We start from the raw sequence: 13,198 nt of genomic DNA on the forward strand, positions 1-13,198 counted from the left end.
TCTACGATGATTTATACCAACTGCTGTAGAGTGTATAATTATTCGCTATTCTTTCTATCTCGCCTTCTTTTAGAGAATTCGGCACCTCTCTAATTTTTTGGGCTGGAACGCCTGCCCACAATTCTCCTTCTTTTACATGTGTCCCCTTAGGGAGAACAGCTCCTGCAGCGATCAAAGAATTAGACTCGATAATACAATCATCCATTACGATTGCACCCATTCCAATCAAAACATTATCGTGTATTGTGCAACCGTGCACAATTGCATTGTGACCAATCGACACAAAATTTCCTATAGTAGTGGGCGACTTCTTATAAGTGGCATGCACCGTAGCATTGTCTTGCACATTGACATTATTTCCTATTTTAATAAAATGAACATCACCGCGTAAAACTGCCGAAAACCAAATCGAACAATTATCCCCCATTTCTACATCACCTACAATCACTGCGTTTTCTGCTAAAAAACAATTTTCTCCGAATCGTGGCTGTTTGCCATTCAACTCTTTTATATATGCCATCGTTAAGATTATATTAAACCCTGTAAAGATACAAGAATTATGACTAAATTTGCTGTATGAAAACAATTTATACAGAAAATACACCCAACCCCAATATCTTGAAGTTTGTTTGTCCAACCCAGCTTACTGCAGGTGGTGTGGAATACAAAAAAGATGATTCTGCAGAGAATTCGCCTTTGGCGCAAGTTTTGTTGACTTTTCCTTTTATTGACAAAGTTTTTATCACAGCGAATTTTGTTGCCCTAGAAAAAATAGATACGATAAAATGGGAAGATGTTTCGGATGATTTGATAGAAATAATCCAAGAACATTATGATGATGATACGATTATTTACGACTCGAAAAAGAAAGTTCCTTTTACATTGTATGCCGAGATGACACCAAATCCGGCCGTGATGAAATTTGTTTCTAATAAATTATTAGTACCTTCTATCATCGAAATAAAAAGTAGAGAAAAGGCACAAAACGTTCCTATTGCAACGGCAATTTTCCAAGAATATCCTTTTATAGAGGAGGTTTTTATTGCCGAAAACTACATTTCATTAACCAAAAATGACACGGAATCGTGGGATTTATGGACAATGGATGTTCGTTCTTTTGTTTTGAATTATCTACAAACAGACGGGAAAATTTTTAATGATGATTATGAGTTTGTGACCGAAATCCCTCACGAAGTAGCTATAAAATCTATTGAAGAAATGACCGATGTAGAACAACAAATAAAAGCTATTTTAGATGAATATGTGCAGCCAGCTGTAGCAAACGACGGAGGAAACATCGAGTTGATAGAGTTTGACGAACAAACCAAAACAGCAAAAATGCTCTTACAAGGTGCATGCTCAGGTTGTCCTTCTTCAACCGCAACGCTAAAACATGGAATCGAAGGTTTACTAAAACAAATGTTGCCAGAAGTGGTGAACAATGTAGAAGCCATTAATGGATAAAAGTAATAAGATTTAATAAAAACAAACAAGGTTGTATTTGTATAATGCAACCTTGTCGTCTATATCGACACTAGCCTTGTCTATTTCTTTTGCTCGTCTCTTTTATCTTGCGGGAAATTTACTTTCACATGCCCAAGTTTTCGCCTCTTTTTATTCTGTACAATTGTATTTCGCTTATCCCAAACTCTTTTACAATCAAACGCAAACGATTTTTTCTATTCGGTTTTAACATCCTCTTTTTGATACGAATAACTTCTGTCAAAGTGAGTAACGTCTTGTTCGGTTGTTTTCAAATGAAACTTCCTTAAAAATTTCTGTAGGAAAAATACGAATCATTCCATCCTTTCTCTTAATTAAAGAATTACATTAATTGTATTAGAAGTAAAAAACAATCAATAAATATACAGATATACAAAATAAATATACACTCTGCATGGAACACTCATCAACACTACAGAATTTATGCTCTACAATAAATTATTGAATATCATCTTATTAACATCAAAACCAAAAACTTCTTAAACTATTTTTTATTAATAACCAGTATTGTATAACTTTTCTTAAATATAGAAACTAGAAATTAGAAAACAACCCTAAGTAAGAAACAACAATCATTTTATATGGCAGCTGAGCTGATATAGCTTTTATTCGCAAGAGGAATTTACCATATGAATAGAGAATTTCGTAAATTTGGGAAATAAGTTTAGAGCAATGGAAACGGATATCGATGCTTTTTTGATAGCCAAAAAAATACAACCAACAGCCATGAGAAAAATGGTTTATAAACATTTTATAAAAGAACAAAATGCACTATCATTATCCGATTTGGAAGAAGTTTTTTACACTGCTGACCGAACTACATTATACAGAACACTAAAAACTTTCGAGCAGAAAGGCATTCTACACACCATTACAGAAAATAACTCTACCAAATATCTCCTCTGCCAAAATGAATGCGAAGAAGGGAAACACCATGATATACATGTACATTTTTTGTGTACAAAATGCCAGCAAGTAACTTGTTTAGAGGAGATTGACTTGACCAAATTGCAACTCCCAAAAGATTATCAGTTTAAAGAATTTCAGTTCATGACCAGAGGAATTTGTCCCCTCTGCCAAAAAACTTTGCAATAGTGTTGCATTCTTCTTTACAATAACTTTGTTTTATAAAGAAATAAAGATGTCTACACAAAACATAAAAAATTCCTCGAAAAAAAAAACCCCAAACTGTCATTCTGGGTGTTGCACTATCGAGGAGACAACAATTGCACACGACCATCACGACCATGAACATACGCACGAAGTTTCTAGAAATTTATTCAGATTGTTTCTTCCTGCAATCATAAGTTTTGTTTTGTTGATGATTGGCATTACACTCGATTATGTCGCCAAAGCAGAATGGTTTAGCAGTTGGTTTCGATTTGCTTGGTATTTTGCAGCTTATATCCCGGTAGGATTTCCTGTGTTGCGTGATGCTTATCTGAACATACGGGCAGGAAATTTCTTTTCCGAATTCTTCTTGATGGGAATTGCTACAATAGGAGCCTTTGCTCTGAAAGAATATCCAGAAGCAGTAGCAGTGATGTTATTTTATACGGTCGGAGAAAATTTCCAAGCAATGGCAGTAACTAGAGCAAGAAAAAACATTCAAACACTCTTGGATCAACGACCGGATGAAGCCACAATTTTAGTTGATAATCAGCCAAAAATTGTAAATGCGAAAGACGTAAAAATTGGTGATATTATTCAATTGAAACCAGGCGAAAAGCTAGCCTTAGACGGAAAATTACTTTCAGAGAAAGCAAACTTCAACACTTCTGCATTGACAGGCGAAAGTTTACCCGAACAGAAAACCCAAAATGAGGTCGTTTTGGCCGGAATGATTAACCTCAACTCTTTAGCACTCATAGAAGTTACAACCGCATTCGAAGACAGCAAGTTATCGAGAATTCTACACCTGGTTCAGAACGCAAGTTCACAAAAAGCTCCAACCGAACTATTCATTGCTAAATTTGCACGCGTCTATACCCCAATTGTGGTGTATTTGGCAATTGCAATTACATTTCTACCATACTTTTTTGTAGATCAGTATGATTTTGGTACATGGCTCTATCGTGCATTGGTTTTCTTGGTTATTTCTTGCCCATGTGCTTTGGTAATTTCTATACCATTAGGTTACTTTGGTGGAATTGGCGCAGCAAGTAAGCACGGTATTCTTTTCAAAGGAGGTTCTTATATCGATCTTTTAGCCAACATACAACACGTGGCGATGGATAAGACAGGTACACTAACCGAAGGGATTTTCAAAGTACAAGAAGTAAACCTCACTTCTACCGAAAACAAAGAAAAAATTTTGCAACATATCAACCTAATAGAAAGTAAAAGTACACATCCAATTGCCACGGCAATCCATGAATACGCAGGGAAAGTTGATGAGACTATTAAGCTAGAATCCTCTGAAGAAATACCCGGAAAAGGATTGAAAGCAAAAATCGATGTCGACTGGTATTTGGTAGGAAACTTTCGATTGCTCGATCAATTTTCGGTTCAATATCCGAAAGAATTGATGCAAACAACCCTAACGACTTTAGCCATTGCCAAAAACGAAAAATTTATAGGCTACATCACCATTGCCGATCAAATAAAATCGGATGCGCAACAAACGATAGACGAATTGCATTCGCTAGGTATCGAAACAACGATGTTGAGTGGCGATAAAGATGCTGTGGTACAAGAAGTTGCCAAAACGCTCGGGATTGATGAAGCCTACGGTGATTTACTACCTGAAAATAAGTTAGAGAAAGTGAAAGCTATCAAAGCGAAAAACCAAACAGTTGCTTTTGTTGGCGATGGTGTAAATGATGCGCCCGTTGTTGCCATTAGCGATGTTGGGATGGCTATGGGCGGCTTGGGAAGTGATGCGACGATAGAAACCGCCGACGTTGTGATTCAAGATGATCAACCTAAGAAAATCCCGATGGCAATCCGAATTAGTAAAGAAACTAAAAAAATAGTTTGGCAAAATATTGGTTTAGCTTTTGGGGTAAAAGCTTTGGTTTTGATTTTGGGTGCAGGCGGAATTGCGACCATGTGGGAAGCTGTTTTTGCAGATGTTGGGGTTGCACTCTTAGCAATATTGAATGCCGTGAGAATACAAAACAAAGACTTTAATCATTAAGACACAATAAATCATACAGAAAATACTTCAAAAAAAAAATTATTTTTTGAAGTATTTTTCATTTCATTATACTTCTTATTTGATTCGATAAACAGGCATCGGAACGTAATCTTCTTCATCGTTATACACTTTCGGGAAGCGATGATTTCGCCAATCGTCTTCGGCTTGGTCTAAAGTTTCTTTCGAACTTGACACAAAATTCCAACGAATAAATCGTTCTTCTGGGAAAGGTTCACCACCGAAAATATAAACTATAGAACCTGCCAATACCTCAAAGATGCAAAGATGTGCTTCTTTGGTAATGAGGATTTGTTTCGGACCAAACTCATTTCCGTCTATACGAACCATCCCATCCAAAATATACAAACCACTTTCGCCATATAATTTATCTCGAAAATCGATTAGGGTGTCTTTTTCGACTTTCACTTCTATCATATACAACTTAGAACAAACAGGCACACTGGATGTTTTATCATCAAATTCACCAGCAATCAAACGAAAATGTACACCGTTTTCTTCCCAACTTGGTAATTGATTGGCATCGATATGATGAAAAGAAGGAGCAGAATTTTCTAGTTCTTTGGGCAAAGCAACCCAAATTTGCAAACCATGGAGACTTTTATCTTTCGTGTGAAGATATTCTGGTGTTCTTTCGGAGTGGGTTACTCCTTTTCCGGCGGTCATCCAATTTACGGCACCTGGCTTTATTTCCATTTCGTTGCCTAAAGAATCGCGGTGCATGATAGAACCTTCGAACAAATACGTTAAGGTAGATAAACCTACATGAGGATGCGGACCTACATCTAAATTTTGGTACGGATCCAACGTGACTGGCCCCATATGATCGATAAATACAAAAGGGCCAATATTTCTTTTTTGACGAAAAGGCAATAATCTACCTACCAAAAAATTGCCAATATCCGCTGCTTTTTCTTCGTGTATAAAATCTATATTCGACATAATTAATTGCAAAAATATGTATCGAAAGATAAACTTTTATTAAGAATATTGAATTGACCTATGATAGTAAATTTTCTTTCATTGATCTTTCTGAATCAACCATATCAATAATTAATTCATATATCAAAATAATAAAACAATCGTAATAATATTTTTACATTTTTTTAACTTTTCTAATGTGTTATGTAATAATTTTGCAATAGAACCCAAAGAAAATTTTGATTGAAAAAAATTATATCCTTTTTCTTTTTCTTCGTTCTCGGGATTAACCTACCACTCTCTGCTCAAACTACTTTAGCAAAGGGAGATATCGTTTTATTGGGTATCAATGCATGTTTTAATAATCATTGTAAAAAAAAGAACCACAATGAAATCGACGATAAAATTTACTTGGTTCCATTAGACCATCTGCGACAAGGCACTTCTTTTATTATCACCGATAACGGTTGGGAAAGAGTAAATGATAACTATTTTGGGACGACCGAAGGAGTATTGAGATTTACATCAAGAAAATATATTAAAAAAGGGACAGTAATCGCACTTAATATTATTCCTAACTCTGATAAAAATAAACTAGAGAAAGTGAACCCTGATTGGAAAGTAGAAGTTTTAAATGGTAATAATAATAATTTCGATTTTGCTCAACATGATCAATTTTTCCTTGTCGATGGTAAAAACCAATGGTCCAATAATGGAAATCATAAAGGAAATCTTAAAGATAAACCTTATCTTTTTGCTTTTAATAACAAAATAGTTTGGAAAGGAAAAACAGGTTCTAGCAATGACTCTTCTTTACCTGATGAAAATCCTAACAATGATAATAAAAAAGATTTAAGAAACTTTCATTTGAGTTTATTAGCAGAAAAAAAAGAAGATTTCAAACATTATCATTATTACAACGGACCAAAAACTTCTACTTCTCGCAACCAATGGATGATTCGGTTATTGAATCCGAACAACTGGAAAACCGAAGAAAGCCATAATGAATTCGATAATAACTTTAAACCAGAAAATCTAGAAGTGAATGATTTAATTGGAGAAATAAAGGTTTGTGAAGGAGAGAATATAACCTTAGAAATAGAGAAAGATGGAGAGAAGTCGATACAAGAGGTAGTTGGATGGTATAAAAGTACTGTTAATACTTTAAGTAATCCTACTGAAATATCATCAAGTACAAGCAATCTTTTGACAATACCGGCCAACGAAACGGGTACTTTCTTTTATTTTGCCAAAATAAAGTATACGTTAAACCACAAAAAAAACCAAGGTGGAACTATGCAAAGTAATTCCGCCGTTGTGAATTCTGGTTATTATAAAGTCATCGTCAACAAAAGCGTAGAAACAACACCTATAGAACCAATTAATTAGTATAAAAAAAATAAAATTATCTATCTATGATAAACCATCTATTAAAAACCCTTATTACTTTCGCCCTATTATTGGTGACTAGTATCGCTTATTCCCAAGTAGACCAAGAATTGTTACTAGGTACAGGCAACAAGACTTATGGTGTCGATTTGGCCGAACCAGACGGAACCCCAGGCTCGACATATGAATGGACAGTAACTCCATCTACAGATGTTTCTTTTCCTCCTGGAATTGGAGAAAACATAATAACCAATGATAACAAAGCAACCATAAATTGGTCACAAGCGCCAGAAGGTGAATATGAGATTAAGGTAGTTGAAAAGAATCTTACTTGTAGCGATGAGCAAACTTTTCAGGTGAAAATCATCAGCCCCAAAACAGATATTACGGTTACGCCTCCAACCGAGAAAATTTGTGCAGGTAGCAGTACAAGCTTTCAGATTAGCGATGCTCTAGCTGGCAGCATTCTTCATTATACCGTAACAAACGGAACGCCGACTGAAGGCAATATCACTATTGATGCCTCAGGAAAAGCAAGTATCAATCTTACACATGACGGATCAGAAAACTCGCTTATTCTTACCATTAACTCAATAGAAATCAACGGCAGAACTTATCTACTTACCATTACAGAAACTATAGAAATCAATATTGTAAAAACATCCGAAATCACTCCATTGGATTAAAAATATAATCGCATGAAAAACTCCATCATTACTTATCTAAGTCTCTTAATCTTTACGTTTATTTCGATAGGATTAAAAGCACAAATCACACAAAATATTTCTCCCGGAGATATTAAAAATTATAGTGTTGATACAGACGATTCACCCGAAGGTACAAGTGGTTCTACCTACGAATGGAAAATTTTCACGACGGATGCAACGCCTCAGGAAATAACCAATTCTCCTTCGCTTAGCTTGACCAAAAACACAACAAGTGGCAACAATATTACCATCGACTGGAAAACAACTCCGGCCGGAAAATATAGATTAACAGTTGTAGAAACCAATAACACTTGTGTAGGTACATCGAAGGAAATTTTTGTCATCATCAATGAAATCAATATCAATTTTGCTGCAGACAATGTAGAGACGTGTGAGGATACAGCAACAGGATTCACCATCAGTAATGCCCCTGCAAATAGCAAAATTCTTTACACTATAACCGGCGGGACAACGAACGATAACAATCCAATTCTTATTGACGCAGCAGGTAATGGAAAAATTACCGTAACGCCGACTGCAGGTTCTACCTTGATCGAAGTAATTTTGACAGAAATAGAATTGAGTAACGGAACGAAGATTACTATAACGCCAGAAAATAAAGCGAGTACAATTGTGATCGTAGTTTCGACCTCTGATATAGTTTTTGATTAAACACAAGCAATGAAATTAACCAAACACAATAATTCGAAAATTTGCCTTTCGACACTGTTGCTCCTAGTGAGCAATAGTGTTGTATTTGGGCAAGAACAGATGATTTGTGTTGGCGAGACGAAGATTTATAAAGTCGATACGGACGAAAATAACGGATATGGCACAACTAATTCTACCTATGTATGGCAAGTAAACGACACTTCTTTTTTGGGTAGCATTCAGCCACTTACTCCGACAAACAATCAGGTAGAAATCAATTGGGCCAATACCCCAAAGGGGAGATATATTCTAGAAGTTACAGAGAACAACATCTGTGGTTCTATGAGCAAACAGTTGGCGGTACTTATCAACGAAGAAATTGCAGTAAGTATTGCACCCATTTTTCATTTATGTCCAGAAAATTCTGCAACCGTAATCTTATATATTAACGCAAAGTATGATGAATATTTTTGGTATGATGAAAACGATAATTTGGTAGGAACATCGCCTACATACGAAGCCACAAAGCCAGGTAAATATTCTGTAATAGTGAGCAACGGAAGTTGCAAAAGCCGTGCTGAAACAATTGTTGAAACGGTAATCTTCCCATCAATAATAATAAAAACAGATGCTACCCAAGTGATTCATCTAGTGGCTACCGATGGCAATACCGATGTAGAATATCAGTTAGAAAAACCCGATGGAACCATAATTTTTCCTTGGCAAAAGTCGACTACATTTCCTGTAGTAGAAAAGGGAGAGTATGTAATCCGGGTGCGTTCGATAAACGGAAATTGTTTTACCCAAATTTCTACACAGGTTTATCAAATTCCAAATGCATTCACACCAAACTCTGACGGGATAAACGACACGTGGGATTTGAGTTTAGTACTGAAAGATAATCCTAATGCTGTTGTAAAAATTTTCAATAGATACGGACATCTCCTACGCGTTCTTACGATAAAAGATCAATTCAGATGGGACGGAAAAACAAACAACGCGAAACTAGAAACTGGAAGTTATTGGTATTTGATCGAACTAGAAAATGGACAACATTTACAGGGTTCAGTCTTATTAAAATCAAAATAACATCCTTCGGATAAACCATATTTATAGTTAAATATCGGAAGCTACTTTTGCTTTTCTACTATCGGATATAATATTGACAATCACAGCAATGATAATTAAAGTGATGCCTATTATTAGATTAATAGTCAGTACTTCATTAAACATCAAAACACTTACAGCAACGGCAACCACAGGTTCTAATGCTCCTAGAATTGCCGTAGGTGTAGAACCAATATATTTTATGGCAAATACGAGCGCTAAGCTAGAAATTAAGGTAGTAACAAAAGCAAAAACCACAAAATTAATCAACATATTAACATTAGGCAAAAGCAAAGAATCACCCAAAAATTTGGCTTTCACCAAGAAATATAGAGACGTAAATAAGAATGAAAAAAAGGTGAGTTTGAATCCTGATAATTTTATTTTGGTCTGGTTAACGATCAAAATATACAATGCATAGAAAAATGCACTCAGCAAAACAACTATCAGACCTGGAAAATTAATTTCGAAACTATTGTTTTTCATACTTAGAGTCAACACGCCAGAAAAGGCTAAAATCAATGATAAAACGGTCAGTCGATTAAGTTTTTCTTTGAACACTAAAAACATTATAAGTGCTACAAAAACAGGGTAAATAAAGAGAATTGTAGATGCAATCCCGGGTGAAAGCAAATCGTACCCCATAAAAAGAAACTCTGACGATAAGGCGTAACTCAACCCCAACAAAACTACAACATACAATTCTTTTGGTGTAATTTTCAGGTTTTCTTTTTTGTACCACAAAACAGGTAAAAGGAGCAAAGCAGAGATAAAAAAACGATAAAATAATGTTGTATCCAACGAAAAATTTGTTTGCTTAATTGGCAAAATGAATATTGGAATTAATCCGTAAGAGACTGCTGAAATTATGCCTAATGCATAACCTTTCATTTTCATTTTCTAGAAATTTTCTGCAAAACTAAGCTTATTTATCCAACTTTATTATTCATATATTTATTTTAGTTGGCAAGTGTTTCTTTTTCGGTTGTATCTTCACCTTCTTACCAATGCCATACATCATCTTTGGGGGAAATGTGTATGTTCTGATATTTTAGTTTCTGTAAAGGCTTAATAAAAAGTTGAATAATTATTTGTCAATAGAATTATAAAGAAGTACTATATTTTTTGAGTGACCGATACGCAAAAATTACGGCTAATAATTGAAAAATCGCTCCCATTACAAAGGGTGCTTGTGGTAATTGTAAAATAGCTGTCGGTTGTGTGAAATAGTGGAAAAGTCCTGTCATAATCAATGGACCAAAAATTGCTGTGGAGCTATTGATGCTGTTGATTGTCCCCTGTAATTGTCCTTGCTCATTTTCGTTTACGTAATTGGTGACTTCTGTTTGTAGGGCGGGTCCTGCAATTCCTCCGATACAATAGGGCACTAAAAATACTATAAGCATCCACGATTCTTTTGCTATAGAAAAAAGAAATAACCCTATCATATTTATGGTAAGACCGGTAAGAATATTTTTTGCATTTCCGAACTTTGGATTGCTCCATCGTACCAGAAATCCTTGTACCAAACTTACCATAACTCCGACTACGGCAAGCGATATTCCGACCATTTTTTCATCCCATCCAAAACGATACATTGTAAAGAATGTCCATGTAGTGTTCACAGCATGTCCTGCCATATACATAAAAAACATTGCCACCATCAATAGTAAAATCGGTTTATATTTTGCAAAAAACCTGATTGAGCCAATTGGGTTCGCAGATTTCCAATCGATCGGTCGTCTTTTGGTTACCGGAAGAGATTCTGGCAAGAAGAAAAGTGCATACAAGAAATTAATAAAACATAGAACTGCAGCGGTATAAAACGGAACTCGAGAACCATATTGTCCTAAAACGCCACCTATTAATGGTCCTAATATAAAACCTATCCCAAAGGCTGCGCCTATTACACCATAATTTTTAGCCTTATTTTCTTCGGTACTTATATCGGCAATGTAGGCGACGGATGTAGAAGCACTTGCACCAGTAATTCCGGCCAATATCCGACCAAGAAACAACCAAAATAAGGTAGAGGAAAATGCTAAAATTAGGTAATCGATAGTAAACACAAACAAGGATACTAGAAGGACTTTTCGCCTGCCATATTTATCGCTGATGTTCCCAATCAGCGGAGAAAAAAGAAATTGCATTAGTGCATACGAAAACAACAACCAACCTCCTACTCTAGCGGCATCACTGAGATTAGAACCGATCAACTCTTCTAATAATCTGGGTAGAACTGGTATAATAATTCCGATTCCGATAATATCCATCAACATGGTCACAAAAATGAAACCCACTGTTGCTTGTTTATGGTAAATGCTCATTTAGTAAATGGCTTGTATTGTATATTTCTTTTGGTTGACCTCGAAAGTTTGATTTTCTTTTAATCCGATCAATGCATTTGCTAAAGGAGTTTGCTGAGATATGGTGATAAATTTTATCCCGTTGAAATTTACTTCTCCTAAGCTGGTTGATATATAAAAATTACCAAAATCTGTAATAACAAATGATCCGAAGTCGACAATACTATGGGGGTCATTGGTGAGATTTTCGACGACTTGTTGCTGAGCTAGAATCATTTTTTTCTGATGCAATAAATGGTTAATTTCTTGGTTCAACATCTCACGAAAAGTCTCGTACTTGTCTCCCATACTACTTTTGGTATCGGTATTGCTCGCACGTAAGTCTGCAATCAACTTATCGTAATGATTGAGTTTATTAAGCAGAATATTTTGTAACTCTTCTATGATGGTATCTTTACAAATCTCCATTCTACATAAAACTTCAAAAATACAGTAAAGATCTCAATCAACCTTAATAAAACGGAAAATAATTCTAGACGTTAGCCTTAAATATTTTTTTCAGAAAAAAGCTGTACTTCTAATAAGATGATATTTTTTTCGGTAATAGTGTTGGTGTGTTCTGGTATGCTGACAAATTCTTCGCACGCAACAAGTCGAAATTTATACTCATCAACCGATACTATAATCTGGTTGATTTATGAGTGTTCGTAAAAAAAATCCCTGAAATAGATTTTATTTTAGGGATTTCGTTTTATCAATAAAATGTAGGAAATTATTTAGATTTTTTCGCAGTAGATTTTTCTTTTTTTTCTGCTTTTGTATTCGTTTCCTCCTCAACTACATAACGATAAACTTTTCTGGGTCTTCTAACCCCATAACTTCTATTGGCAATTTTTCCTCTCCTTGTTTTTAAATCTCCTTTTCCCATATGTTTTAATATAAAGTTAAAAAGTTAATATTAATTATTTAGTCTCCTAATTTACTCGTTTTTTACCTAAAAAACAAAATTTATCTCAGTAAACTCTAAGCATCCTAATACAGAAACAAATTATTTTCTACTTTTGGAAGATTATTTCTATACTTTATATGAAAGGTATTTATACGATTAGCTTGCTTATTTTATCGAATGTTTTTATGACTTTTGCTTGGTATGGACATTTGAAATTCAAAGAGTTGAGTTGGTTTAGCAAACTAGGATTGCCTGCCATTATCTTGATCAGTTGGGGGATTGCCTTGTTCGAGTATATGGCACAAGTGCCTGCCAACAAAATAGGCTATGAGGGTAACGGTGGGCCTTTTAGTATTTGGCAATTGAAAGTAATCCAAGAGGCAATTACACTTTGCGTGTTCACTGCTTTTACTTTATTAGTGTTTAAGAACGAAACTTTTCGATTCAATCACCTCATTGGATTTGTGTTTTTAGTCTTGGCAGTTTATTTTATATTCAAAAAATAAGA

The 13,198-nt window shown here is 35.0% G+C and carries 14 protein-coding genes; 8 read left to right on the top strand and 6 right to left on the bottom strand.

Annotation, left to right across the window (positions count from 1 at the left end; translation table 11 throughout):
• Nucleotide 1 precedes the first annotated feature (1 nt).
• Nucleotides 2-520 (bottom strand): gamma carbonic anhydrase family protein, encoded by a 519-nt coding sequence (locus HMPREF2660_RS08405; protein ID WP_070486679.1) that lies wholly within the window; start codon nucleotides 518-520, stop codon nucleotides 2-4.
• A gap of 56 nt (nucleotides 521-576) precedes the next feature.
• On the opposite strand from HMPREF2660_RS08405, the gene HMPREF2660_RS08410 reads away from it, so the two are divergent.
• From HMPREF2660_RS08410 to HMPREF2660_RS08420, 3 genes are all read left to right on the top strand, one after another.
• Entirely contained in the window at nucleotides 577-1,464 is an 888-nt protein-coding gene (locus HMPREF2660_RS08410) for a NifU family protein (protein WP_070486680.1), read from the top strand.
• Nucleotides 1,465-2,154: 690 nt separating this feature from the next.
• On the top strand, nucleotides 2,155-2,598 hold the full coding sequence (locus HMPREF2660_RS08415) for a Fur family transcriptional regulator (protein ID WP_013598858.1): 444 nt from the start codon (nucleotides 2,155-2,157) through the stop codon (nucleotides 2,596-2,598).
• A gap of 46 nt (nucleotides 2,599-2,644) precedes the next feature.
• Nucleotides 2,645-4,642, top strand: coding sequence for a heavy metal translocating P-type ATPase (locus HMPREF2660_RS08420; protein ID WP_185097019.1), 1,998 nt, complete (start codon nucleotides 2,645-2,647; stop codon nucleotides 4,640-4,642).
• Nucleotides 4,643-4,717: 75 nt separating this feature from the next.
• Here HMPREF2660_RS08420 and HMPREF2660_RS08425 read toward each other — a convergent pair whose 3' ends face one another.
• Nucleotides 4,718-5,602 (bottom strand): pirin family protein, encoded by an 885-nt coding sequence (locus HMPREF2660_RS08425; protein WP_070486682.1) that lies wholly within the window; start codon nucleotides 5,600-5,602, stop codon nucleotides 4,718-4,720.
• Nucleotides 5,603-5,824: 222 nt separating this feature from the next.
• On the opposite strand from HMPREF2660_RS08425, the gene HMPREF2660_RS08430 reads away from it, so the two are divergent.
• The 4 genes from HMPREF2660_RS08430 to HMPREF2660_RS08445 are packed head-to-tail and all read left to right on the top strand — an operon-like array spanning nucleotide 5,825 to nucleotide 9,417.
• A complete protein-coding gene (locus tag HMPREF2660_RS08430) occupies nucleotides 5,825-6,970 on the top strand; it encodes a hypothetical protein (RefSeq protein ID WP_070486683.1) in 1,146 nt (381 codons plus the stop codon).
• A 26-nt stretch (nucleotides 6,971-6,996) separates the two neighbouring features.
• Nucleotides 6,997-7,656, top strand: a complete 660-nt coding sequence (locus HMPREF2660_RS08435; RefSeq protein WP_070486684.1) for a hypothetical protein — start codon at nucleotides 6,997-6,999, stop codon at nucleotides 7,654-7,656.
• A gap of 12 nt (nucleotides 7,657-7,668) precedes the next feature.
• Nucleotides 7,669-8,349, top strand: a complete 681-nt coding sequence (locus HMPREF2660_RS08440; protein ID WP_070486685.1) for a hypothetical protein — start codon at nucleotides 7,669-7,671, stop codon at nucleotides 8,347-8,349.
• A 9-nt stretch (nucleotides 8,350-8,358) separates the two neighbouring features.
• Nucleotides 8,359-9,417 carry a T9SS type B sorting domain-containing protein gene (locus HMPREF2660_RS08445; protein ID WP_070486686.1) on the top strand — a complete coding sequence of 353 codons (1,059 nt, stop codon included), beginning with the start codon at nucleotides 8,359-8,361 and terminating at the stop codon, nucleotides 9,415-9,417.
• A 27-nt stretch (nucleotides 9,418-9,444) separates the two neighbouring features.
• On the opposite strand, the gene HMPREF2660_RS08450 is transcribed toward HMPREF2660_RS08445, so the two are convergent.
• The 4 genes from HMPREF2660_RS08450 to HMPREF2660_RS08465 form a co-directional block, all read right to left on the bottom strand.
• Entirely contained in the window at nucleotides 9,445-10,332 is an 888-nt protein-coding gene (locus HMPREF2660_RS08450; RefSeq protein WP_070486687.1) for a DMT family transporter, read from the bottom strand.
• 206 nt (nucleotides 10,333-10,538) lie between these two features.
• On the bottom strand, nucleotides 10,539-11,762 hold the full coding sequence (locus HMPREF2660_RS08455; protein ID WP_070486688.1) for a TCR/Tet family MFS transporter: 1,224 nt from the start codon (nucleotides 11,760-11,762) through the stop codon (nucleotides 10,539-10,541).
• The gene (locus HMPREF2660_RS08460; protein ID WP_083299110.1) at nucleotides 11,763-12,209 is read right to left on the bottom strand and encodes a hypothetical protein; all 447 of its coding nucleotides are present in this window, start codon (nucleotides 12,207-12,209) and stop codon (nucleotides 11,763-11,765) included.
• Nucleotides 12,210-12,513: 304 nt separating this feature from the next.
• Nucleotides 12,514-12,669 carry a 30S ribosomal protein THX gene (locus tag HMPREF2660_RS08465; RefSeq protein WP_070486689.1) on the bottom strand — a complete coding sequence of 52 codons (156 nt, stop codon included), beginning with the start codon at nucleotides 12,667-12,669 and terminating at the stop codon, nucleotides 12,514-12,516.
• A gap of 158 nt (nucleotides 12,670-12,827) precedes the next feature.
• On the opposite strand from HMPREF2660_RS08465, the gene HMPREF2660_RS08470 reads away from it, so the two are divergent.
• The gene (locus HMPREF2660_RS08470) at nucleotides 12,828-13,196 is read left to right on the top strand and encodes a DMT family protein (RefSeq protein ID WP_013598847.1); all 369 of its coding nucleotides are present in this window, start codon (nucleotides 12,828-12,830) and stop codon (nucleotides 13,194-13,196) included.
• The last annotated feature ends 2 nt before the right edge of the window (nucleotides 13,197-13,198 follow it).

Source organism: Weeksella sp. HMSC059D05 (assembly GCF_001809725.1).
GTDB classification, from domain to species: Bacteria; Bacteroidota; Bacteroidia; order Flavobacteriales; family Weeksellaceae; genus Weeksella; species Weeksella virosa.